Here is a 23,278-nt window from a genome sequence, read left to right as displayed (position 1 = left end):
CTATCAGCGCAGCGGTACAGTGTGCGGCAGAATCAGTCGGAATCCGCCGGGGATACCTTTGATGAATGCATCATCGAGGTTGTACCAGCCATAATTGTAGTCGGTCGAATCGTTTGTCACGCCCATCAGATCCCACAGATCGCCCACCGAAACCTGCCGGTAGCGGTACAGTGCGTCCCTGAGACCCGCCAGAGTGTCCTCAGCGTCACCCCGACTCTCGAAATCCAGATTTTGCAGACTTCTGCGTACAGGCGGCGGGTTCGGGCGATTGTTCTGGCTGCCCTGATAATAGCCATCGTAGCTATTGCGCTGCCCACGGTTGTTTCCGTAGTAATTGTTCGAGCCGCCGCGGCTGCGGTCTTCACCCCAGAGTGCAATGCTGAACGCCGAGTTCAGAATGCTCCATGCACCGTTCTTGAGCATCGGCAGCAGATAATCGGTCAGAATACGGTCTTTCACCGTTTTCAGATCTTCGGCCAGAAACTGTGATGCGATCTTCTGCATATCGCTTTGCTCTTTCACCGCCACCTTACCCTTGACGACCTTCTCAAGCTTCTTTTTCGGCTCGGTCGGCGTCTGGCCAATGCTGGACTTCGGCATGTCTACTTGTGCCATGTCTTTCCCCTTTCAAAAAAAACAAAAAGTAAGAGCTGCAGATTTCTCCACAGCTCTCGCCTTACCAAACATTACTCTTCTTCCGTAGTTTCCTCGTCAGAAGGAACTTCTTTCGACTCAATGTCGATGACTTCGTTTTTCTTCATCTTCTTGTTGGCAATCGACTCCTTGATGTGATTGAAGCCCTTCTTCACCAGCGGAATACCAAACTTGACAGCAGCGGCTCCGACAAGCACCGCACCAGCACCAACCTTGACAATAGTGCCAAAGCTAATGCCAGCGCTGCTCTCGCAGTCGTTGTTGTAAGCAGGATTCTCTGCCTCAGCAGGAACAACACTCTCAGCAGGAGCGACCTCCATAGAAGTCTCGTTCTCCATAGTCACATTATTCATTTCGTCCATTTTTGTTACCTCTTTCTTAAATATAAAGTTTTGTAATGTTGGAGTTTTACCTCCATAAAGCAAGGTGAATTTTTCGCGTCTGTTCCGGGCATTGAAAAAAATCAATAGCCCAGCCACTTGGGCGGTGTACGGTAGTCCAGTACAAGGCACGGCATACCGTTTTCATCAAGTTTGGAAGCATAGAACGTTTCCACTTCCATGGTCGTGTCGGTATCCCACCCAAGCAGATCGCCGTTTCGGTTATGTTCCATCCCCAGATAGTCAAACAGGTCGTTTTCGGTCATGCGGAAATCGCTGAGCAGCTGTTTGTTGACCCCGTTGATAGCCCGTTCAATGGCATTCCGTGTGGTCCAAAAGTAGTTCCCGCTCAGGCTTTCCCAGCATTTTACCCGCTGGTCATAGTAAATATCATCCATTTCGACCCCTTTTGCATTCGGGATCACTGCCGGCTCCGGACTCTTTGCCATCTTATCCAGAGCAACAGCCTCACGGATCTCCTGTTCCTTCTCTGCGCCAATGGTCTCAACAACTTTATTCTGGTAGGTGCGCAGAGCCGTTTCTGAGAGCGTGCACGCTGCAGCCAGCGCGGCATTCTGCTGGCTCTTCACCTTCAGCGCACCGATCGTGCACGCGGTCGAAAGGCCCATGCTCACGATCGTCGGAATGTATACCGGGCCAGCCGTTTTGACAATGGTCTTCGCATCCAGCTTTTCGACACCGAGTTCTGCCTTCTTTTCCTCCAGCAGGATCATCGCCTTCGGAGTTGCCTCGATGGCGAAACCTACAGCCATGACGCCTGCGCCGATAGCAAAACCGGCCAGGATCTTGGATGCATTGCGATTCAGCATCTGCCGACTCGCTTTTGCAAATGATTTCAGGTTCATTTTTCATACCTCCGTAAAATATAAAAAAGAAAGAGCCTACGATTTCTCGTAAGTCCTCGCTTTCGTCAGATGTGTCCAGTTCGTTTCAAATTCTCGAAGCGAATCGTTTCCTCACGGTCACATTCACGCTCGATCTGGATACAGTACCAGATGTATTCCACCAGTCTGATCGGCTGCATCAACACGTATCGTACTGTAGCATACAGCACACGTACCATGTTGATGGCCAGATCTACCAGCAGATTTACCATCAGGCTGTCCATTTGTTCGTAAAAATTGTAATCGTACATAAATATCATTCTCCTTTACTTTGTTCAAATTGGATTTCTCTTCCATAAAGGAGCCTGTATTTTTCGCGTTTACTGGTTCTTTTCCGCCAGCTGCCGCCGTACTTCTTCCTGTACCATGTCCTGCAGGTCTTCCTCGGTCTTTTTATCCTCGATCAGGTCATGTCCAAAGCTCAGCACTGCGCTTGCAGCCATCAGCGCCACAGATGCAACTTTCCACCAGTCGATCTTATGCATGATAAGTGTCCTCCTCATAATTCAGGTAATTTTTAACCGGATCAAGTGCAGGCGCCAGGTAATAGCACTCCAGTCCATCATCCGTGATTTGTTTATCGTATTCAAAGTCCATCCAGTAGGCATCCCAGTCATATATGAGTTGGTCCAGACACCATCCCATTTCGTCGCCTTCTGGTGTAACGGTAAGTTCATCAGCGCAGAGATAGTTGCACCATTCGTTCACAGAAATACAACCGTTCGTGGCCAGTTCCCGGTTGAAATAGTACGATGCCTCAATGACACGGGACATGGTGGCATGAAAATATCTTTTCGACGCAGGCTCGTAGAACAGCCGGATGACATCACCATCTTTATCCCGCTGAACATCCTCACCTTTTGTCTTTTCAGCAACTTCCATGCGAAGCTTTTTTTCCTCTTCAGCACCGATGCGCTCCGCCACCTCCCTACGGTACTCCTGATAGGTTTTTCCCAGTGCCATGTAGGCAGCGGTCATACTGGCCAGCTGTTTCTTGTTCAGCGCATTGGACCCCAGAATGCACGCCACAGTTCCAGCGCCAACCACAGCCGCTGGAATATAAAACTTCCAGCAGTCCTTGACGATTTCTTTTTTCGCCATAGGTTCGTCCTTGTTCATGGTAACGAACGTGGTAGCCTTCACAGTCGCCTTCCCCGTCTCCCACATGGTCAGACCGACACCAATTGAGGCTCCGATGGCAAGGATCGTCCCGCCATGTTTGCGCAGAAACTTTGCGCATGTTTTCGTCAGTTTCATTGCTAAACCTCCATTTTGAAAAATAAAAGAGCCTACGATTTCTCGTAAGCTCCGCTTTCGATTAGCGCTTCAGATGCCTTTCGGCCTGATCTGTTTTCAGGAATTTATACAGCTTCAGCTCCCAGTTTGCTCGGCCTGCTTTCATCGCATTGTCGAGTGCATCTGCCGCTGAATCATCATTGCGCATCATAAGCTTTCTCCACATGATTGCAACGGTTTCAACGCAGAACAACTCGGTAATGCCAAGAAACGCCACTGCGCCCAAAGCAACCTTCACCAGTTTTTTCATAGTTCATACCTCCAAAATATAAATCTGAGACTAATCATCTCATAAAGCACATTGAAAATTTCGCGTCACAGCGCTCCAGCTTTTTTCAGAATATCATTCAGCTGAGCCTTCGTTACCTCCGCATCCAGCTCCAGATGTACCCGCAGCTTCTGCTCCTTGTCCACCCAGTTCACCTGAGCTTCTTTCAGCTCCACTTCTACACCGGGTGTCTGCTTCTTCAAAGCCTTGTTGATAATCTGTGAAATGATACGGCGCATAAAACTTGACCGGATCAGCATAATGTCCTCCATAGTGTTCGACCTCCAAAATATTATTTTCAAAAAAGATAAGAGGGCGTGATCTTTCAGATTTGATTATCCATATCTCTGAATGAATTGTATTTATCAAGCCTCTCTGCCTTGTCCTTATAAGCGATCCACTTCTCGTAAGCAGCGATTGCCCCGATGACTGCTGCATACAGTCCCAGAACAATACCGCTCCACTTAAAGCTGTCGCCCCAAGTAATAGGTTTCTTCATAAAGTTTTTGATAGCTTTCATCATAGTAATTTCTCCTTTCGATAAAGCCCTCTTACCTCCATAAAGCAAGCTGATTTTTTCGCGCCATGCCAAAAAGAAAGAGCCGCAGATCTCTCCACAGCTCATTTCCGGAACAAAGACAAGTTCAGTTCGTACCTTGTTTTGTCATTTCTTGCTAAGAATCGATCGCACAATCAATGCAAACAACAGCACTACAAGACCCACTCCAAGTCCGAATGCCATTGTCACAATCATGTTGCCAATCGTAATCGAATAGTTCCAAAATTTGTTTTCTCGCATAGTATTCTCCTTTGTTCATGGTCTTTGCTCCATAAAGCAAGAAGATTTTTTCGCGTTTGGACAAAATAAAAAGAGCCTACGATTTCTCGTAAGCTCTCTGGTTCAAATATCATTTTGGCATCGCCGCTTCAAATTCTTCCACGGTCATTTCCACACGCGGCGCAGCGTCTTCCACTTTCAGCAAACCATCACGAACCAGCCCGGCTAAAATATCAATCTCGACCTTATGTTTGGCAATTTTCTCCTGTGCTTTCTTCTGTTCGCGCTCGACACGATCACGCTCCACCGGGCATTTTTTCATGCATTCGGGATAGCTCGGTTCTCCGCAGGAATTGCACATCAGGCAGTGCCGTCCCAAATCCGGAATATCTTCTTCAAACTCTTTGATATAGGTCGTCCACTTGCCGTTTTTCTTCACGGGAACAATCATGTGCGATGTCACTCTCACGCTCTTCGCCTCCCTTTGTTTCATTATAGCATGGCCCGGACAAAAGCAAAAGACCATGTTTCAGATCTTTTGCCCTCCAGAGTAAGATTTAGGAAATCAACGTCTGGTAGCGGTCATTCAACTTCGCCATCTTGTCTTCGTCAGCCATAACCTTGACGTGGAACTCCATTCGGTTCTTAGCGTTTATCACACTTTCAACAACCAAACCTTTGTATCCTTCGTCGTACAGCATTCTCAGGCAAATACCGAGCTGTCTGTCGCTCTTTGCCAGAAGGTATTCCATAACTCTCACCTCCTTCATAATAGAGCAAGTTTTTCTCGCGTCTACGATTTCGAGGACTTGCACTTTTTCCCTTCTCTCCGTATCGCTTTTCCGTAATATTCGATTTCAGAAACCGGAATGCTGTCATTCCTAAGAAAAATTCGCCACCCTCTTTGAATAAGCGTGCATGAAAGCTTCTCGTTATCGATGTATTTTTTGAACGCATCAACGATATTGTCAAAGTTTCGCATTTCTTCCGAATCAAAGATTAGCTCTTGCACATACCAGCCGTACAAAAAGAAGTCCTTGATAATATCTTCAACCATTTGCATGTCAACGGTTCGATCCGGACGTTTTGGCGCTTTAAGAGCAGTGTTAACTTCTTTTGACAAAATCACTCTGAGTTTCATCGTCCAACCTCCATTTTAAAAAGAAAGAGCCTCAGATTTCTCCACGGCTCCTGCCTTTGAGTTACTCTTTGTCAGTCCATTTGGCTTTTGTTTCATCGTAAGCCTTGTAAATAGCAGCCCGGCCTTCTGTATCATCATTGGTCAGAAGCCATATAGTTCCGCGCATGTGAGTGGCATAGCTCACTGCAGAAAGAATCAATCCCACTGCAGTAAAAGCCACACCAGCTGCGCCAGCACGGTTAATACGGATAATCCTTGACATGTTCGACATACCAAGGGCCGTGCAATTTACTTCATTTTTACGTTTCATAGTTCATACCTCCAAAATATAAATGTTAAGACGTAACTCGTCTCATAAAGCACCCTGTAAAATTCGCGTCCTAAATCGTGCTTCTGTCAAACACGGTCTCCCAGCGCTCTTTTTTCAGGGGCTTCATCCGCAGCGCCCACATGATCTGTCGCACGGTCACGGTAGGATATTCTCCGTTTTGATTTTTTCGTTTGGCGTGGCTGTCAAAGTATTCCTTGAACCCATCATGCAGGTAGATCTTATCGGTCAGCCATGGGTCTATGGCGCTCCAGTAGGTCGCTTTGCTTTTCTCGTTGTAGCGCTGCTGGATCACGCACAGGCCCTTGCTGCGCTCTTTATACAAGGTGCATACCCGGTACACAGGATGGTTGCAGCGGTAGACGCTCCCATAGTAGTTCGTCCACTCCTGCGGCCGGGCGTTATCGTGGTATCGCATAAAAAATAAAGAGAGTCCGCAGCTTTCGCCACGAACCCTCCTCGGTTCCTCCTTTTAATCTTTTTCCGTAAAGCCTCTCTTCAGCTCATGTACTCCCTCGCCGATTGCTCTCGACAGCTGGGTCACGCCGCCCGCCTCGCAGATCGACCAGTACACAGTCATGCCAATCGTGCCTGCAAACGTCAGTGCCTTCATGCCGATTTTTGCCCAGTCAAGTTTGCGCGCCTTCTCCGCTTTATCCTGATCGAGTTCCAGTTCGTGCACTTTCCGCACGGCCTCGTCCTCTTTCAGCTGTTTTTCGTTTTCCTGCGCTTCATCCTTGAGCTGCATATCGTACAGCTTCAATGCCATGTTTGCAGCCGTATTGTACTCTTCCGTACCCGGCTTCAGATCCTTAAGACTTTCCAGCGATTTCTTCGCCGCGTCTTTCAGCAATTCTTTGTTTTCGTAGTTTTCCATTTTGAAAAATCTCCTTTACAAAATATCATTCTGGAGTCTCCTCCATAGAACACCACGTTATTTTCGCGTCCGGATCATTTTGATGTTCAGCATCACCCGCTCTTTCCCTGCCAGAGTTTCCGGACTTTTCGCAAGGTCCAGGAACATGTAATGGTCTGCATCCTCGTCACCGGGTGCGATCACAAGATCACCGACACACCTCTGGCCTTCGCTCAGGTTGAAACCGATGGCAATACCCAGCACCAACCCCAGTGCAGCAATGCAGATGAAAACGATCAGAAACAGTTTTGCGTCCATTTTGTAATTCTCCTTTTTAATAATATAGTAGAGGAACCCGTCCCCTGCGTGCGGAAAAAAAGAGCCTACGATTTCTCGTAAGCTCCATTTCGCCTCAGATGTCATTGCGAATCAGGAAAAGTTCATTGCGGTTGCAAGTAACACGCACGATTTCTCCTGCCCGCACCAGCGCGATCGCGTTCCGGTAAGCACAGCGTGCCGTCTCAGCATTCTTATACTCGCGTGTATCGACATACATCACTTTCGAGCTGCTTTCGATGAACACGCGGATCTTATCCATAGCGTTCACGTACCCGCGGTCATAATTCGTCTTTACTCGTTTTGCCATAATAGCATTTCTCCTTTCGTTCTTCGGAAGACATCCTTCCATAAAGGACAATGCGTTTTTCGCGCCAACATTCTATTCTAGAATAGAAAAAAGAAAGAGAATGGGATTCGAACCCACGACCTCTGCAATCAAGCAGCGCTCTGCCAACTGAGCTATCTCCTTCCATAAGGGAGGCTGTATTTTTCGCGCCTGCACCGAAACGTCAAAGAAAAGAGCGCATGTTTCCATACGCCCGTTTTCCGGTCAGAATATCCATTAGCGGATACCACACCGAACCTCGTTCAGCATGAGGAGTTCTTCCCCTTCGTTCCAGCCCGCATACGGATCGCTCAGCGACTCGTTCATAGCGGTCAGAACACAGTTCATCATTTCCTCAAAACCTTTAATAACATTCTTCAGCATAGTAAAATACCTCCTAAATTTGTTCATTTCTTTCCATAAAGGAGGCTGTATTTTTCGCGTCTGCGTAAAAAATTAAGAGCCTACGGTTTCCCATAAGCTCCATTTTGATTTTCAGTGTTTCTTCTTTGTTCTCTGTTTCACCTCTTCCGTCTTTGCCCCTACCAGGCCAATACATTTGACCAGCAGTACAACGATCAAAATTGCAACGATCAGACTAAACATTGTTCATACCACCTTTCTCATAAAGGCGGCTGATTTTTTCGCGTCAAAAAAGTAAGAGCCGCAGATTTCTCCACGGCTCTGTACCTTTAACCCAATACCTTCATGTCAGCGAGAATATCATATTCGTTCTCTCCGGCACGCTTCCTACGATCAAATTCTGCCCACTCGGATGTTTTGAGTTTTCGACGCAATTTGATATAGTGCCCCGTCCTGTGACTATACACATACAAGTCCTTCAGATCCTGCTCTTTGGCCTGTGCCGTATGCTTCGACAGCATTTTTGCTCCTGCTGCAATTCCGCTTACGACCACAGGACCATAAGTAAGAATCTCGTTCTTGTACGCATAGCACCAGTTCGTAGCCTTATCTTTCTTGTCCTGAACCCACTCCCGAATCTGAGCCTTTTTTCTTGCTCGTTCCAGTTCGCCCATCGTATAAACCTTTGCCATAAAATATCTCTCCTTTATAGTTTCAGTAATTGGATTTTTCCATAATAGCGGACGAATTTTTCGCGGACAAAAAAATAAAAGAAGATGTCATCAAAGGTCGGCCCATCTAAAACCGATCCTTGGCAGGAATGGAATCGTCCATTCGCCTTCGTGTCTTACCACTGGTATCTACCAGCATATATCCATCTTCTTCCATAATAGAAGCTGATTTTTTCGCGTCACTGCCGTTCCTTGCTCAGGAGCCAGAAGAAGTACCGGTAATGCTCGTAGTAGGTCTCGCGGCAGCAGGGGCAGCCATTTGCTTGAAGCTTGTTATAGCCGTCTCCCTCTGTCACGCCCTTTTTTATGTACGGTGCCAATGCCGTATCAAGTTCCGCAATACACCTGTCCACGATATCGATGCAGCTGGAGTAGAACACTCTTGACAGTGCGATCCTCTCGGTCTGGCTTACAGGTGGGCACCCCTTGATGATGCCGGAAATATCATTGGGTGATGTTTGCCAGCCATCGATCAGAGTCAGGGCCTTCTTCCAGTCATCGTACTGCCTGCAAAAATACTTCAGTTCGTAGTACCGGTATCTCGGAATGTGGTATGGGTTCTTTTTTGACAGCTCCGCACGTTCTCTGCTCATTTTTCGCCCCTCCATTCATAGCCGGTCTGCTCATAGAGGAGCTTGGGTGAGATGTAATAGCTGATCCTGCCCAGCTTTGAGTTCATCTGCTGAATATCCGTAACGCGCTTTCCATTCCTAGTCGCTTCTCCAATCGGTAACCACCCAGCGATGATTCCAGCTCTCACCCAAGCAGGATCTCTGCCGTATACTCGTGCTGCTATCCGTACAGGAACCGAACCCATTTCTAATCTAGCTTTATCCATTCTATCGTACTCCTTTTGTGTTACTCTAGGAGCGTCTAAATACGTTCCCAGGCTCAAAAGGATGATACTTGTAAAAATGGTCCCCCGCGTGCTGTTTTTTATCTTTTTCGCCCTGAAGGATTGACAAGCAAAAATCTATCGTTTAACCTAGAATAGCTTTTTCAAACAGAAAAAGCCCGGTTTGACCGAGCTTTTGAGTGAAAATGGCAAATTTATACAATGATTGAAGGAGGTTTCTATGTTAAAACTCTGTCCAGAGTGTTGTCTACAAGTGAGCGATAAGGCAGCAGCTTGTCCTCATTGCGGTTACCCGCTCAAATCCAAGTCATCGCTGCCACCAAAAAAGAAAAAACATATGCGTCTTCCCAATGGATTCGGCCAGATTTCCGAAGTCCGAGGGCGTAATCTTCGCAAGCCCTTTCGGGCAATGGTCACAGCCGGAAGAACTGATGAAGGCAAACCGATCGTATGCCCGCTCCGTCCGGTCGCTTATTTTGAAACGTATAATGAAGCATATGAAGCGCTTATGAAATACAACGCGCATCCATTTGACCTTAGCAATAAAACAACCATGCAGGACCTTTTTGATATGTGGCTGACCACGAAAGAGAAAAAAGTGGATTCTTCTACGATTTCCCGTTATAAAAGAGCATGGGCCTACTCCTCCTCGATTCATAACATGCTTGTCCGTGACGTTCATATCTCGCACCTGCAGAATTGTATTGAAAACGGAACCATCGTTTACGCCGGAGAAACTCGCCATGCACAAAACAATAATAAAGACTCAATGAAAAATCTTTATAATCTGCTCTTTGATTATGCAGTCTCCCGCGAACTCGTCGATAAAAATTATGCTCGTATGTTCACGATCGATTCGGGGTATGTCCGCAAACCGAATAGTCATATTCCCTATACCGAAGCAGAACTCGATCTTCTATGGGCAAATATAGACAAGCATCCTATCATTGACATGATTCTAATTCAGTGCTACTCTGGCTGGCGTCCCGGAGAACTATGCGACCTGAAAATGAAGGATGTTGATATGGATGTGGGCACATTTACAGGCGGCTTAAAAACAAAAGCGGGGATAAACCGAACAGTGCCGATTCATCCCCGAATTTACAACCTGGTAAAAGCCCGCTACGAAAAAGCGCTCGAAGCAGGTTCGCCTTATTTATTTTTCACGATCCGCCAGCGTGGTTTCCATCATCAGAACACCGTAAAAGGCGAAGTCACGCAAATGCGCTATGCCTCTTTTTCCGTGCAGCTTGTCAACGAAGTCGTTCCTCTGCTGTCACTGAACCCTGAACATAAAGGCCATGATGGACGTATTACTTTTGTTACAATGGCCAAAAAGTATAACATGGACGAATATGCCATCAAACGACTTGTTGGGCACCATATTAAAGACCTTACTGAACGTGTTTATACCCAAAGAAGCATCGACTGGCTTAAAAATGAGATTGAAAAGATCCCATAATTCCTTATACCGCTTTTGCATTTGAATACAGGGAATGTGTAGGAGTGACCCGATTTTGTCTACATTTTATCCAATCTGTAGATGCCGTATTTCACGTATTTACGTTCAATTCAGTCCAAAAATCAGATAGAAATGGTGTTACAAACGTCCAGCAGCACCGGGTCAAGCGTCTTGGTCATTTCAAGAGCTTCATCCACAGGGTAATCCACCAGCTTTTCGCCCCTCATGCCGACGATGCGGTTATACCTGCCCTGCTCCAGCAGGCACACGGCATGGTAGCCCATTGCAGAAGCATTCACACGGTCACGCAGAGTAGGAGAACCACCGCGCTGGACATGGCCCAGAATAGTGGCGCGGGAGTCGATGCCGGTGCGTGCCTGAATCTCGTTTGCGATCTCCTGTGCATGGCCGACACCCTCGGCAACAATAATAATGAAGTGACGCTTGCCGGTCTTCTGAGTCTCAGCGATCTTATCCAGAATATCACGCTGCATGTCAAATTCCTTCTCCGGCAGTAGAACAGCCATAGCGCCGGAAGCAATTGCAACATTCAGAGCAATATAACCGGCGTTGCGGCCCATGACCTCGACCACACTGCAGCGGTCGTGGCTCTGGGTGGTATCGCGCAGCTTGTCGATCATCTCCAGCGCGGTATTCATGGCGGTATCGTAACCAATGGTGTAATCGGTGCAGGAAATATCGTTGTCAATCGTGCCGGGCAGACCGATCATCGGAATGCCGCGGTGGGCCAGCTCACGAGCGCCGCGGTAAGAACCGTCGCCGCCAATGACCACCAGCGCATCAATGCCCAGTTCGCGGCACTTCTCTGCACCCTTGTCCTGACCTTCCTTGGTCTTGAATTCCAGACAGCGGGCGGTATACAGAATGGTACCGCCTGCAGAGATGATGTTCGACACACTGCGCAGGTTCATCTCAAAGCATTCGCCGTTCAGCAGGCCATTGTAGCCACGCTGAATGCCGATCATGCGGTAACCCTTATGCAGGCCGGTACGGACTACGGCGCGCACGGCAGCGTTCATGCCAGGAGCATCACCACCGCTCGTCAATACGCCAATCGTTTTGATCTGCTTTTCCATACGAGAGTTTCCCTCCAATTTGTTTCTTCATTTACCCAATGGTATCACAGCGCTCTCCATTTTAACGCTGTCCAAAGCACTTCACTTGCCTTGAATCATTATAACACAAACGCCTTATTTTGGAAACAGCCATCCCGCCGGATTTGCGTTAAGATTCGTGCACGGAAATGTCATTTTGTTGCAATGTTGTCCGTTCCGACCAGCCTTTCCAGCTCTTTGAACAGCAACGGATGGCCGGATGCGTACAGATGGCGCGGCACACGCAGATACTGCTTGGTATCGGTCAGATACAGGAGCACCGGCATGTCCCCATCAAAAATGCCAAGCAGATTGACCACCTTTGCATATTCCCTGCTGCTGCGGGAAGGCACACGGATATACAGCTTCTTTGCTGCCGTTTTCATCGGGTCCGGCCTGCCGTTATCCAGTCGGGCCGGATCGTAATTTTCGATCGGGACGATGCTCTCTGCCAGCAGCTTGGAAGCTTCATCCTCCCGTACCGACAGTCTGCCATCGATCACGACGACTGCATTTTCGTGCAGTGAATCCCGGAAAGCATCCAACACCTTTGGGAATACGATCACTTCCATGGTGCCGGTCAGGTCTTCTACGCTGGTAAAAGCCATCATGCTGTTGGACTTTGTGGTCATCATGCGGCTTTTTACCACCGCGCACACAATGCGCACTTTTTCTCCATCCTTCACATGGGCATCTTCCCCTGTAAGATCCTTGATGGTGTGGGATGCAATGCGTGCCGATTGTTCCCGGTAAGCATCCAGCGGATGACCGGACAGATACAGGCCGCTGACTTCCTTTTCCTGCTGGAGCAGTTCCTTATGGCTGTATTCCGGCAGCTGCTTTATTTCATAGTTATCCTCGGAAGCACCGCTCTGTGCTTCCCCGCTCATCACCGAGAACAGATCCAGCTGTCCATCCAGATTGCGCCGAGAGTCGGTCTCAATGCTCTTCAGAATGCCTTCTACGGCCTCCACATGGCTGTGGCGGTTGTTGCCCAGATGATCGAATGCGCCGGCCTTGATGAGGCACTCCACTGCCCGACGGTTCAGTTCATTGCCATGCATCCGCTTGCAGAAATCGTACAGGCCGGTGTAAGGTTTATTCTGCCGCCCCTTCACCACATTCTCGATCAGGTTGCGGCCCACATTTTTGACTGCATTCAGGCCAAAGCGGATCTGACCGCTTCCATCCGCCGTGAAGCCGCCGTTGGAAACATTCACATCCGGCGGCAGCACCTTGATGCCAAGGCGGGCACACTCGCCGGAATATTCAATGACCTTATCCGTGTTATCCAGCACACTGGTCAGCAAAGCCGCCATGAACTCACTGGGATAATGGCACTTGAGGTAGGCCGTCTGGAATGCCACATAGGCATAGCAGGCCGCATGGCTCTTATTGAACGCATATGAAGCGAAACTGGACATTTCATCGTAGATCTCATTGGCCACTTTCTCAGAGATGCCGTTTGCCACACAGCCGGGGCATTCGTTGCCGGGATCGGTGCAGCCGTACACAAAGTGCTCCCGCTCGGCCTCCATGACGGCATGTTTCTTTTTGCTCATGGCACGGCGGACATTGTCTGCCTGACCAAAAGAAAAACCTGCCAGCTCCCGGAAGATCTGCATGACCTGCTCCTGATAGACGATGCAGCCATTGGTCACATCCAGAATGTGAGCCAGCTGTGGGGTCTTATAGCTGATTTTGTCTGGCTCGTGGCGGTTGCGCAGGTAGGTGGGGATCGAATCCATGGGGCCGGGCCGGTACAGGCTGATCAGAGCGATAATGTCTTCTAGGTTCTGCGGCTGCAGGCCCACAAGCACCTGCTTCATGCCGGAAGATTCCAGCTGGAACACACCCTCGGTGTCTCCCTGCCCCAGCATCCTGTAGGTGTCCGGGTCGTCGTAATCCAGCTTCTGGATGGAGAACTCCGGGTGGTGCTTCTGCACAGCAGTTTCCGCGTCATGAATGACGGTCAGCGTGCGCAGGCCCAGAAAGTCCATCTTCAAAAGGCCAAGTTCTTCGATCTCGGTCATGTTGAACTGGGTCACAGGCAGGCCGTCGTTGGTGGCCAGCGGCAGATAGTAGTCCGTAGGCTCCGGGGTAATGACGACACCCGCCGCATGGGTGGAAGCATGGCGGGGCATGCCCTCCACCTTCAAGGCCGTGTCGATCAGCTCTGTGACCTGCGGGTCGGTATCGTACATCCGCTTAAGTTCCGGCGATACCTCCAACGCACGCTTCAGCGTCATTTTCAGCTCCATGGGCACCTGCTTTGCCACAGCATCCACCTGCTGATACGGAATGCCCATCACGCGGCCCACATCGCGGATGGCGTTGCGGGCGGCCATGGTGCCAAAGGTAACGATCTGAGCCACATGGTCGGCACCATATTTCCGGTTGACGTAATCGATCACTTCCTGACGGCGCTCGTAGCAGAAGTCCACATCAAAATCCGGCATACTGACGCGCTCCGGGTTCAGGAAGCGCTCAAAGATCAGGTTATAACGGATGGGGTCGATATCCGTGATGCCCACGCTGTAAGCCGCAATGCTGCCTGCGCCGGAGCCACGGCCCGGGCCTACCGGGATACCCTGACTCTTGGCGTAGTTCACGTAGTCCCACACGATAAGATAGTAGTTCGTGTAGCCCATCTTTTTGACCACGCCGATCTCGTATTCCAGACGGTCTTTGTTGGCCTGCGGAACATTGGGGCCGTAGCGGCGCTCCAAACCTTCCCAGCAGAGCTTTTCAAAAAACGCCTGATTATCCATACCGTTCGGCGCTTTGTAATATGGAATTTTAGTGTGTCCAAAATCAAAATCAAAGTTACACTGTTCGGCAATTTTGGCGGTATTCTCGCAGGCTTCCGGCACCATGGAGAACAGCTCGTACATTTCGTCTGTCGTTTTGACATAGAACTCGTCGGTCTGGAACTCCATTTTATCCGCATCCTGAATGGTCTTGCCGGTCTGGATGCAGAGCAGGATGCCCTGCATTTTGGCATCCTCCTTGCGCAGATAGTGGGAGTCGTTGGTGGCCGCCATGGGAATGCCGGTCTCCCGTGCAAGCTTGATGAGCTGCGGCAGCACAGTATTATCCTCTTCCAGACCATGGTCCTGAAGCTCGATATAATAGTTTTCCTCGCCGAAGAGGTCTCGATACCACAGCGCTGCTGCTTTGGCGCGCTCATAATCGCCCGCCAGAATGGCCTGCGGAACTTCGCCTGCCAAACAGGCCGACAGGCAGATCAGACCTTCGTGATATTTTTCCAGCAGTTCCTTATCAATGCGGGGCTTGGAATAAAAGCCCTCCACAAAGGCGGCCGACACCATTTTGATCAGATTTTTGTAGCCGGTCTCATTTTTGCACAGCAGGATCAGGTGGTTGTTGCCGTCGATCTTATTTACCTTGTCAAAGCGGGTGCGGGTGGCCACATACACCTCACAGCCGATGATGGGCTTGATGCCAGCCTTTTTTGCAGCCTTATAAAACTGCACGCAGCCGTACATCACGCCGTGGTCGGTGCAGGCAATGGCGGTCTGTCCGCACTCTTTTACGCGATCCATCAGCTGGTCAATGCGGCAGGCACCATCCAGCAGGCTGTACTCTGTGTGGATGTGCAGATGGACAAAAGGCCGGGTATTGGCTAATGCTTCGCTCATGCTTTTGCCTCCTGTTCCAGATTCTGCCGCAGATTTTCGGCCAATGCCTCCAGCTTTTTCATCCGGTGCGACAGGCCGGATTTACTCACGGGCGGCTCAAAGCAGCCGCACAGCGCTGTGAGCGAAAGATCCGGGTACTGCATCCGCTTGGCAGCGGCCTCCTGCAATACCTCCGGCAGAGTGCTAAGGGCATTCTGCTCTTCCAGAAAGCGGATGGCCTTCAGCGTCTGCGCATTGGCACGGGCCGTTTTGCCAAGGTTTGCCGTATCACAGTTGGTCTGTCGGTTGGTCTGGTTGCGCACCTGTTTGAAGGCTTTTTGTGCATGCATTTCCTCTGCAGCGTTTCCAGCGCCCATAAAGCTGAGCAGCCGTTCCACATTGGCCCCGGTCTTGACGTAGATCAAGTTCACACCGTTGCGGCGGGTGCGGTGCGGTGCAAACTCATGCTCTGCCAGCAGCGCTTCAAAGTCCCGTGCCAGATTGGTGCGGGAGGTAAGAAATTCCAGATTATATTCTTTCTGCGGATCAATGACCGTTCCACTGCACAAAAAAGCTGCGCCAATGTACGCACTGACGCAGGTCTGACAGCGGATAAGGCGGGGATCGATCTGCAGGCTGGTCTCGCTGCCCGTGGTGCCGAACAGCTCGTGCACCCGGGCCACCTGCTCCGGCGCGCGGATGTTGAACTCATACAGCATGCCGCTGGGCCGCTGCTTGTGCAGGATCTCGCCCTGCACGCCGCAGCGTGCGAACAGCTGCTGGGCAGCCTGCACCGTCTCCTTCTGCTCGGTCTGCACCACCAGACCCTTTGCATCAAAATATTTGGCAAAGCACGCAATGCCATAAGCTGCCGCACGCACACAGCAATCCTTCTGGATGCTGCGCTGCGCGATTTCCTCCCGCGCGCGGGATGCAAAACTACTCATACTTCCTCGAATTCTGTCAGCGTTTGGCATCGCGGTGCTGCACGCCCGGCTCATAGCCGAGCGAGGTACAGTATTCCGCGATCTTACGCGCAAATGTAATGGAACGGTGCTTGCCGCCGGTACATCCCACCGCAATGGTCAGCTGGCTTTTGCCCTCCTTGACGTACAGCGGCAGTGCATACTGCAAAAAGTTCTCATACCGCTTGAGCAGTTCCTGCGCTTCCGGGTGGCTCATGACAAAATCCACCACATCCTGATCAAGGCCGGTCTTATGCTTGAGTTCCGGCACGTAGAAGGGGTTGGGCAGGCAGCGCACATCCAGCACAAGGTCTGCCTCCGGCGGGATGCCGAATTTGAATCCAAAGGACATCACGGTCAGGCGCATGGCGCCCTTGGCTCCGCCATTTTTCGCAAAAAGATCGCAGATGCGTTCTTTGTTTTGTGCTGTAGAAAGCAGGGCGGTATTGATGACGTAATCTGCACGCTCCTGCAAAGGCTTCAATATTTTGCGTTCCTTTGCAAAGGCCTCCCGGGTGGAAATGCCCTCGGCAATGCTGATGGGGTGGCGGCGGCGGGTCTCGCTGTAGCGGCGCATGAGTACATCGTCCGGGGCATCCAGAAATAGAATTTTATAATCCACACCCTGCTCATCCAGCTTGTCGAGCGCACGCTCGATCTCTTCGCTGGTGCGGCAGCCGCGCACATCCATGGAAAGAGCCACCCGCTCCAGCTGGCTGTCGCCCGCTTCCGAGAATGCAGTGATGCTGGGCAGCAGTCCGGCCGGAACATTATCTATACAGAAAAAACCGATATCTTCCAGCGCATTCATAGCCACCGACTTGCCTGCACCGGAAAGTCCGCTGACGATCAACAGCTCCATAATCTGATCTACCGCTCCTTTTTTGATTTTTCCGTTATCGGACGACCCGGATCTCTTTTTCAAGGTCGTAGCCCGTCTTCTCCTTTACGATGGCGCGCACCTCGTCACAGAGTGCCAGCACATCAGCACAGGTAGCGCCGCCAAGGTTTACCACAAAGCCGCAGTGCTTATCGCTGACGGCTGCGCCGCCGTGGCGATAGCCGCGCAGGCCGCACTGGTCGATCAGCGCAGCCGCAAAAGCACCCGCCGGGCGCTTGAAGGTGCTGCCGGCGCTGGGCTTATCCAGCGGCTGCTTTTCCACACGCTTGGCCATCAATTCATCCATTTTTGCACGGATGTCCGCTGCGTTTCCGGGCTGCAGATGGAACTGTGCCGAGAGGATGCAGCCGCTGTTCTCTTCAAAAATGCTGTGGCGATAGCGGAGATCCAGCTCTGCGGCAGGCACTTTTCTGACCTCGCCTTCTGCCGCAAGATACCGCACTGTGGTGAGCACGTCCTTCATCTCGCCGCCGTAGGCACCCGCATTCATATACACTGCACCGCCCACCGTGCCGGGGATGCCGTAGGCAAATTCCAGCCCGGACAGGCCATGCTTCAGTGCCGCCTTACACAGTGCCGCAAGGCGGACACCTGCGCCTGCGGTCAGGACTGTATCTTCCACCGCGATCTCTGCGTCCAGTGCCGAAACATCGATCACCACGCCGGAAAAGCCTTCGTCCGCAAACAGGATGTTGCTGCCGTTGCCCAGCAGGTAATAGCGGACAGCCTGCTCTTTGCAAAGCGCAACTGCACTGCAGAGCTGCTGCTCGTTTTCCGGCATGACAAACAGCTTTGCCGGGCCTCCGATTTTAAAGGTACAGTGCGCCGCAAGCGGTTCGTTCTCCCTGAACGGGATCGCTGCTGCCTGCAGTTTCTGCTTGAATCGTTCCATGATAACTTGCTCCTTTTGCGGTGTGGGATCAATCCATTTTATCGTCCAGACCCAGACGGATCAGCAGTTCACGCGCTGCGTTGTAACCCATCTTCTTCTGGCGGTTGTTGATGGCTGCAGTTTCCAGCACGACAGCCAGATTGCGGCCCGGTGAGACCGGAATGCTGGTGCTGGGAATGCTGACGCCCAGAATGTCGTAGTATTCGTTTTCCAGACCGGTGCGCTGGTAGTTCTTAGTGGGGTCCCATGCTTCCAGCTGAACCACAAGGTCAAGGCTTTCGCTCAGCTTGACCGCGCCCACGCCGTACACACGGGCCACATTGACGATGCCAATGCCGCGCAGCTCAATGAAGTGGCGGATATTCTCCGGGGCAGTACCCATGATCTGGCGGTTGGACACCTTGCGCAGCTCCACCGCATCATCTGCCACAAGGCGGTGGCCGCGCTTGACCAGCTCGATGGCAAGCTCGCTTTTGCCAATGCCGCTGTCGCCCAGGATCAGGATGCCTTCGCCGTACACTTCCACCAGCACACCATGGCGGGTGATACGCGGTGCCAGTTCCAGATTCAGCACACTGATCAGGCTGCCCATCAGAGTGCAGGTGGTCTCGTTGGAGCGCAGCAGTGCAACACCATGCTTCTGGGCCAGCTCCTGCATTTCCGGGAAGGGGGTCAGTTCTTCGCTGCGGCAGACGATAACAGCCGGCGGCTGCTGACGGAACAGCTGATCCAGCGCTTCGTAGCGTTTTTCCGGTGAAAGGCCGGACAGAAAGTTCATCTCGGCCAGACCCATGATCTGCAGACGCAGCTTATCAAAATAATCGTAATAGCCCGCCAGAAACAGACCCGGGCGGTTCACTTCGGCGATCTCCACACAGATCTGATCCAGTTCCTTCGGCGTATAGACAACTTCCATGCTGACACGGTCGGTCAGCGTTTTGAGCGAGACATTGAATGTGCCCATTCTTGTTCCTCCTGTGCTCCCCTTTTGCTGCACAGCCCTGCCTGCTGTCAGGTACCGTACAGGATTCCTTCTTATTATTATAATAGAACGATCGGTAAAAAACAATATTGTGCGGGCGGCTTTTTCGCAGCCCGGCAAGAATGCACGCAGCAGCGCAGCCATGTACTGATTTTTTACATTTTTCTTACCTTTACACGGATTTTACATTCCCTCGATTTTGGATTTTACATTGCATCTGTATACTCAAAATCAGGAGAAACACATCAAAAACACGTCAAACAAAAGTGAGGAAATCTTTATGACCATCTTCAATGTCTTTTCCCTGCTTGGAGGTCTTGCCCTGTTCCTGTTCGGCATGGACATCATGGGCAAAGCACTGGAAAAGCAGGCCGGCGGCCAGCTGCAGAAGATCCTGAGCAAGCTGACTGACAACCCCCTTAAAGGCTTTTTCCTTGGCCTGTGCGTCACCGCTGTGATCCAGAGTTCCAGCGCTACCACGGTCATGGTGGTCGGCTTTGTCAACAGCGGCATCATGGAGCTGCATCAGGCCATCGGCGTGATCATGGGCAGCAATGTGGGCACCACTGTCACCAGCTGGATCCTGAGCCTTTCCGGCCTGCAGGGCGACAGCCTCCTCATCAATCTGCTCAAACCCACTTCTTTCAGTCCTTTGCTTGCATTTATCGGCATTTTGCTGTATATGTGTAAGAGTGAGAAGAAAAAAGGCGTGGGCACCATCCTCATCGGCTTTGCCGTGCTGATGACTGGCATGACCACCATGTCTAACGCCGTCCTGCCCCTGCAGAACGAGGCATGGTTCACCAGCCTGTTCACCCGCTTTTCCAACCCCCTTCTGGGCGTTCTGGTGGGTGCCCTTGTTACCGGCATCATCCAGAGCTCCAGCGCCAGCGTCGGCATCCTGCAGGCATTGAGCGCCACCGGCGTGATCACCTACGGCAGTGCCATTCCCATTATCATGGGTCAGAACATCGGCACCTGCGTTACCGCGTTGATTTCCTCTGTGGGTGCCAACAAGAATGCACGCCGTGCTGCCATGGTCCATCTGTACTTCAACATCATCGGTGTGACCATCTTCCTTGTCGGCTTTTACGGCCTGAATACGGTCTGCCACTTTGCTTTTGTGAACACCACCATCGAGGCATGGGGCATCGCTGTGGTGCACTCGGTGTTCAATATCGTGGCAACGCTGGTGCTGCTGCCCTTTGCAAACCTGCTGGAAAAGCTTGCTATCCTCACCATTCCGGATTCGCCGGAAAAGGAAAGCTTTGCGCTGCTGGATGACCGCCTGCTGAACACCCCTGCCGTGGCCGTGGAGCGTGCACGCTCTGCAACTGCTGAAATGGCAGAGCTTGCCCGTGTGGGCGTGATGCAGGCCATGAGCCTGACTCATGAGTGGAACGACACCCTTGCGCAGAAAGTCCGCGAGGAAGAGACGCAGGTAGACCGTTACGAGGACGCTCTCGGCACCTACCTTGTCAAGCTTTCCAGCCGTGAGCTGAACCATGCCGACAGCCAGAGCGTAAATACTCTGCTGCACACCATCAGCGATTTTGAGCGCATCAGCGACCATTCCGTAAACCTGATGGAATCTGCCGAAGAGATGCACACCAAAGAAATCCAGTTCTCGCAGGATGCCCGCGACGAGTTGCAAGTGCTGGAGGATGCGGTGCAGGATATTCTGAACCGCACCACTGATGCTTTCCGCAAGGGTGATCTGCATCTTGCCAGCAAGGTGGAACCGCTGGAAGCCGTGGTCAACGAGCTGGTACGTGCCATCAAGGCCCACCACATTGCCCGCCTGCAGGCCGGCAGTTGCTCCATTGAATACGGCTTTGTGCTGGACGACCTGCTGACCAACTATGAGCGTGTGTGCGACCACTGCAGCAACGTAGCCGTTGCACAGATCGAGGTTGCACAGGACAGCTTTGATACCCACGCATACCTCAACGAGCTGCGTCACGGCAATGACACCAAGGAAAGTGAGGAATTCCATCGCCGTCTTGACCGTTACCGTGAACGCTATCTCTTCCCTGAAAATCAATCTGCGGAGGATTTTGACAAATGATCTATATTGTTGAAGACGATGCCGCCATCCGGGAGCTGGAACAGTATGCCCTGCAGTCCAGCGGATACGAAGTGACCAGCTTTGAAAGCTCTGAGCTGTTCTGGCAGGCCATGCACGCTGCAGAGCCGGAACTGGTGATCTTAGACGTGATGCTGCCCGGTGAGGACGGTTTTTCCATCCTGAAAAAGCTGCGCAACACCCCTTCCCTGCGCAGGCTGCCCGTCATCATGGTGACTGCAAAATCCAGTGAGCTGGACACCGTGCGCGGGCTGGACTGCGGTGCCGATGATTACATCTCAAAGCCTTTTGGCATCATGGAATTTTTGAGCCGGGTGCGCGCCGCCTTGCGCCGCTCGGCTCCGGAAGCACGTCCCAACGTACTCAGCTTTCACGAGATCCTGCTGGACAATGCCCGTCACAACGTGACTGTGAGCGGAACGCCGGTGGAGCTGACCTACAAGGAGTACAGCCTGCTGCGTTTGCTGCTGGAGAACACCAATCTGGTGGTGACACGCGAGACCATTCTGCAGGTGGTGTGGGGCACCGACATTTCGGTGGAGAGCCGCACTGTGGATATGCATATCCGCACCCTGCGCAAAAAGCTGGGGGATGCCGGCAAATACATCTGCACTGTGCGCAAGGTGGGTTACAAGCTGACCGATGAAGAGGAGGCCGGTGAAGAATGAAGCTGCGCAGCATGGAAGAAAAGATCAGCTACCGCCTGTTCCTGATGGGCTTCCTCGGTCTGCTGTTCACGGCGGCGCTTTGCATCTTTGTTTTTCACAAGGCATTCACGGCTCAGGCATGGACCAGCCTTGAGCGGGAAGCCGATCTGGCAAGCGCCGGTTATGATCTGGTGCAGGACCCGCAGCAGCTTTCGTTCTTTGTTACCAATGATCTGCGCATCACCCTGATCTCGCAGGACGGCAGCGTGCTGTTTGAATCTGCTACCGATCAGCCCATGGAGAACCATCTCTCCCGCCCGGAGATCCGTCAGGCCATGACCGAAGGTGTGGGCCGGGACATCCGCGATTCCCAGACCATGGGCTACGAGACCTATTACTATGCCGTACTGCTGCCCAACGGTGAGATTTTGCGCATGGCACAGGATGCAGAAACGGTCTGGTCTATTTATGATTCGACCCTGCCTGCCATCGTGCTGAGCTGCGTTGCACTCATGCTGGCCGCCGCTGTGCTGGCAGCTCTGCTCACCCGTGCATTGGTCTCCCCTGTGCTGAGCATGACCGAAGATCTGGATCATATTCAGGACAATGTTCCCTATAAGGAGCTTGTCCCCTTTGCCGAAAGCATCCACTCTGACCGCATCCTCCGTGAGAACAATGAAAAGATGCGGCAGGAGTTTACTGCCAATGTCAGTCATGAGCTGAAAACCCCGCTGACCAGTATTTCCGGCTATGCGGAGCTGATCGAGACCGGCATTGCAAAGCCTGAGGATGTGCCGGGCTTTGCCCAGAAGATCCATGTGGAGGCCAGCCGTATGATCCAGCTGGTGAACGATATCCTGCAGCTTTCCAGTCTGGACAACGCCAGCGAAGCCGGTTCTGAGCCGGAGATGGAGACAGTGGATCTGCTTACCGTTGCCAAGGACTGCGTAGAGCGCCAGAAGCTGAATGCCCGCCGGGCTTACATCTCGCTGAACTGTCTGGGCGAAAGTGCTCTTGTGCACGGCAACCGTGCCCTGCTGGACGAGCTATGCCAGAACCTGTGCGATAATGCGATCCGTTATAATCGTCCCGGCGGTAAGGTACAGATCACCACAGCCTGCAGCCGCGACGGACACTGCACCCTGACTGTGGCCGATAACGGCATCGGCATCCCGAAAGAAGCACAGTCCAGCGTGTTTGAGCGCTTCTATCGTGTGGATAAGAGCCGCAGCAAGGCTACCGGCGGTACCGGTCTGGGCCTTGCCATCGTCAAGCATATCGCGCGCATCCACAACGCACGCATCAAACTGGAAAGTCAGGTGGATGTGGGCACTACCATTACTGTCACCTTCCCCACTGCCAACTGA

Annotated in this window: 31 protein-coding genes and 1 tRNA gene; 4 read left to right on the top strand and 28 right to left on the bottom strand. The window is 51.6% G+C overall.

The annotated features are described in order from the left end of the window. Positions 1 to 3 precede the first annotated feature (3 nt). The 22 genes from DW937_RS00905 to DW937_RS00810 form a co-directional block, all read right to left on the bottom strand. Entirely contained in the window at positions 4 to 615 is a 612-nt protein-coding gene (locus DW937_RS00905) for a hypothetical protein (RefSeq protein ID WP_120119809.1), read from the bottom strand. Between the two features lie 71 nt (positions 616 to 686). Next, positions 687 to 1,016 carry a hypothetical protein gene (locus tag DW937_RS00900; RefSeq protein ID WP_120119808.1) on the bottom strand — a complete coding sequence of 110 codons (330 nt, stop codon included), beginning with the start codon at positions 1,014 to 1,016 and terminating at the stop codon, positions 687 to 689. A gap of 101 nt (positions 1,017 to 1,117) precedes the next feature. Beyond that, positions 1,118 to 1,900, bottom strand: coding sequence for a DUF6353 family protein (locus tag DW937_RS00895; protein ID WP_120020226.1), 783 nt, complete (start codon positions 1,898 to 1,900; stop codon positions 1,118 to 1,120). 65 nt (positions 1,901 to 1,965) lie between these two features. Further along, the gene (locus tag DW937_RS00890) at positions 1,966 to 2,199 is read right to left on the bottom strand and encodes a hypothetical protein (RefSeq protein ID WP_133300944.1); all 234 of its coding nucleotides are present in this window, start codon (positions 2,197 to 2,199) and stop codon (positions 1,966 to 1,968) included. A 60-nt stretch (positions 2,200 to 2,259) separates the two neighbouring features. Beyond that, entirely contained in the window at positions 2,260 to 2,424 is a 165-nt protein-coding gene (locus DW937_RS14780; protein WP_158576310.1) for a hypothetical protein, read from the bottom strand. Then, on the bottom strand, positions 2,417 to 3,196 hold the full coding sequence (locus DW937_RS00885; protein WP_120119807.1) for a DUF6353 family protein: 780 nt from the start codon (positions 3,194 to 3,196) through the stop codon (positions 2,417 to 2,419). The genes DW937_RS14780 and DW937_RS00885 overlap by 8 nt, the downstream gene beginning before the upstream one ends. A 61-nt stretch (positions 3,197 to 3,257) precedes the next feature. Then, on the bottom strand, positions 3,258 to 3,485 hold the full coding sequence (locus DW937_RS00880; RefSeq protein WP_120119806.1) for a hypothetical protein: 228 nt from the start codon (positions 3,483 to 3,485) through the stop codon (positions 3,258 to 3,260). Positions 3,486 to 3,550: 65 nt separating this feature from the next. Further along, positions 3,551 to 3,775, bottom strand: a complete 225-nt coding sequence (locus tag DW937_RS00875; RefSeq protein ID WP_120119805.1) for a hypothetical protein — start codon at positions 3,773 to 3,775, stop codon at positions 3,551 to 3,553. A 53-nt stretch (positions 3,776 to 3,828) separates the two neighbouring features. Beyond that, positions 3,829 to 4,026: a hypothetical protein gene (locus DW937_RS00870; RefSeq protein ID WP_120119804.1), complete on the bottom strand. Its 198-nt coding sequence runs from the start codon at positions 4,024 to 4,026 to the stop codon at positions 3,829 to 3,831. Positions 4,027 to 4,411: 385 nt separating this feature from the next. Next, positions 4,412 to 4,750, bottom strand: coding sequence for a hypothetical protein (locus DW937_RS00865; RefSeq protein WP_120119803.1), 339 nt, complete (start codon positions 4,748 to 4,750; stop codon positions 4,412 to 4,414). 88 nt (positions 4,751 to 4,838) lie between these two features. Then, the gene (locus DW937_RS00860) at positions 4,839 to 5,033 is read right to left on the bottom strand and encodes a hypothetical protein (protein ID WP_118527314.1); all 195 of its coding nucleotides are present in this window, start codon (positions 5,031 to 5,033) and stop codon (positions 4,839 to 4,841) included. A gap of 41 nt (positions 5,034 to 5,074) precedes the next feature. Beyond that, positions 5,075 to 5,422: a hypothetical protein gene (locus DW937_RS00855; protein WP_120119802.1), complete on the bottom strand. Its 348-nt coding sequence runs from the start codon at positions 5,420 to 5,422 to the stop codon at positions 5,075 to 5,077. A gap of 61 nt (positions 5,423 to 5,483) precedes the next feature. Continuing rightward, entirely contained in the window at positions 5,484 to 5,732 is a 249-nt protein-coding gene (locus DW937_RS00850) for a hypothetical protein (protein ID WP_120119801.1), read from the bottom strand. Between the two features lie 70 nt (positions 5,733 to 5,802). Next, complete coding sequence (locus DW937_RS00845) at positions 5,803 to 6,168, bottom strand: hypothetical protein (protein ID WP_120119800.1); 366 nt, start codon at positions 6,166 to 6,168, stop codon at positions 5,803 to 5,805. Between the two features lie 54 nt (positions 6,169 to 6,222). Next, entirely contained in the window at positions 6,223 to 6,627 is a 405-nt protein-coding gene (locus DW937_RS00840; RefSeq protein WP_120119799.1) for a hypothetical protein, read from the bottom strand. Positions 6,628 to 6,684: 57 nt separating this feature from the next. Next, complete coding sequence (locus DW937_RS00835; protein ID WP_097782122.1) at positions 6,685 to 6,924, bottom strand: hypothetical protein; 240 nt, start codon at positions 6,922 to 6,924, stop codon at positions 6,685 to 6,687. 94 nt (positions 6,925 to 7,018) lie between these two features. Next, positions 7,019 to 7,252 (bottom strand): hypothetical protein, encoded by a 234-nt coding sequence (locus tag DW937_RS00830; protein WP_120119798.1) that lies wholly within the window; start codon positions 7,250 to 7,252, stop codon positions 7,019 to 7,021. Between the two features lie 92 nt (positions 7,253 to 7,344). Further along, positions 7,345 to 7,414, bottom strand: a tRNA-OTHER gene (locus DW937_RS00825). Between the two features lie 93 nt (positions 7,415 to 7,507). Next, positions 7,508 to 7,654, bottom strand: coding sequence for a hypothetical protein (locus DW937_RS14775; RefSeq protein ID WP_158576314.1), 147 nt, complete (start codon positions 7,652 to 7,654; stop codon positions 7,508 to 7,510). A gap of 308 nt (positions 7,655 to 7,962) precedes the next feature. Further along, on the bottom strand, positions 7,963 to 8,325 hold the full coding sequence (locus DW937_RS00820; RefSeq protein ID WP_120119797.1) for a hypothetical protein: 363 nt from the start codon (positions 8,323 to 8,325) through the stop codon (positions 7,963 to 7,965). 218 nt (positions 8,326 to 8,543) lie between these two features. Then, positions 8,544 to 8,957: a hypothetical protein gene (locus DW937_RS00815; protein ID WP_120020223.1), complete on the bottom strand. Its 414-nt coding sequence runs from the start codon at positions 8,955 to 8,957 to the stop codon at positions 8,544 to 8,546. Then, positions 8,954 to 9,202 (bottom strand): hypothetical protein, encoded by a 249-nt coding sequence (locus DW937_RS00810; RefSeq protein WP_097775624.1) that lies wholly within the window; start codon positions 9,200 to 9,202, stop codon positions 8,954 to 8,956. The genes DW937_RS00815 and DW937_RS00810 overlap by 4 nt, the downstream gene beginning before the upstream one ends. Positions 9,203 to 9,440: 238 nt before the next feature. Between DW937_RS00810 and DW937_RS00805 the strand changes: the two genes are divergently transcribed. Continuing rightward, a complete protein-coding gene (locus DW937_RS00805; protein ID WP_118527326.1) occupies positions 9,441 to 10,682 on the top strand; it encodes a tyrosine-type recombinase/integrase in 1,242 nt (413 codons plus the stop codon). A gap of 122 nt (positions 10,683 to 10,804) precedes the next feature. Here the strand turns inward: DW937_RS00805 and pfkA are convergent, their stop codons facing one another. The 6 genes from pfkA to hprK all read right to left on the bottom strand — a co-directional run bounded on the left by pfkA (position 10,805) and on the right by hprK (position 19,160). Beyond that, positions 10,805 to 11,779: a 6-phosphofructokinase gene (pfkA, locus tag DW937_RS00800; RefSeq protein ID WP_097777759.1), complete on the bottom strand. Its 975-nt coding sequence runs from the start codon at positions 11,777 to 11,779 to the stop codon at positions 10,805 to 10,807. A gap of 170 nt (positions 11,780 to 11,949) precedes the next feature. Continuing rightward, positions 11,950 to 15,459 carry a DNA polymerase III subunit alpha gene (locus DW937_RS00795; protein WP_120119796.1) on the bottom strand — a complete coding sequence of 1,170 codons (3,510 nt, stop codon included), beginning with the start codon at positions 15,457 to 15,459 and terminating at the stop codon, positions 11,950 to 11,952. Beyond that, positions 15,456 to 16,385: a DNA-binding protein WhiA gene (gene whiA, locus DW937_RS00790; protein WP_120119795.1), complete on the bottom strand. Its 930-nt coding sequence runs from the start codon at positions 16,383 to 16,385 to the stop codon at positions 15,456 to 15,458. The genes DW937_RS00795 and whiA overlap by 4 nt, the downstream gene beginning before the upstream one ends. A gap of 16 nt (positions 16,386 to 16,401) precedes the next feature. Next, complete coding sequence (gene rapZ / locus DW937_RS00785; RefSeq protein ID WP_097777756.1) at positions 16,402 to 17,265, bottom strand: RNase adapter RapZ; 864 nt, start codon at positions 17,263 to 17,265, stop codon at positions 16,402 to 16,404. 34 nt (positions 17,266 to 17,299) lie between these two features. Next, on the bottom strand, positions 17,300 to 18,196 hold the full coding sequence (gene murB, locus DW937_RS00780) for a UDP-N-acetylmuramate dehydrogenase (RefSeq protein ID WP_120119794.1): 897 nt from the start codon (positions 18,194 to 18,196) through the stop codon (positions 17,300 to 17,302). A 28-nt stretch (positions 18,197 to 18,224) separates the two neighbouring features. After that, the gene (gene hprK / locus DW937_RS00775; protein ID WP_005941969.1) at positions 18,225 to 19,160 is read right to left on the bottom strand and encodes an HPr(Ser) kinase/phosphatase; all 936 of its coding nucleotides are present in this window, start codon (positions 19,158 to 19,160) and stop codon (positions 18,225 to 18,227) included. 298 nt (positions 19,161 to 19,458) lie between these two features. Here hprK and DW937_RS00770 point away from each other — a divergent pair, with 298 nt between their 5' ends. Genes DW937_RS00770 through DW937_RS00760 form a run of 3 tightly spaced genes read left to right on the top strand, consistent with a single transcriptional unit; the run spans position 19,459 to position 23,278 of the window. Beyond that, a complete protein-coding gene (locus tag DW937_RS00770; protein ID WP_120020220.1) occupies positions 19,459 to 21,246 on the top strand; it encodes a Na/Pi cotransporter family protein in 1,788 nt (595 codons plus the stop codon). Next, positions 21,243 to 21,932, top strand: a complete 690-nt coding sequence (locus tag DW937_RS00765) for a response regulator transcription factor (RefSeq protein ID WP_120119793.1) — start codon at positions 21,243 to 21,245, stop codon at positions 21,930 to 21,932. Before DW937_RS00770 ends, DW937_RS00765 begins: the two co-directional genes overlap by 4 nt. After that, positions 21,929 to 23,278, top strand: a complete 1,350-nt coding sequence (locus tag DW937_RS00760) for an ATP-binding protein (protein WP_120119792.1) — start codon at positions 21,929 to 21,931, stop codon at positions 23,276 to 23,278. Before DW937_RS00765 ends, DW937_RS00760 begins: the two co-directional genes overlap by 4 nt.

Source organism: Faecalibacterium sp. AM43-5AT (assembly GCF_003603345.1).
Classification (GTDB): domain Bacteria; phylum Bacillota; class Clostridia; order Oscillospirales; family Ruminococcaceae; genus Faecalibacterium; species Faecalibacterium taiwanense.
Note: the sequence above shows the minus strand (reverse complement) of the source record. Positions and strands in the feature narration are given on the sequence as shown.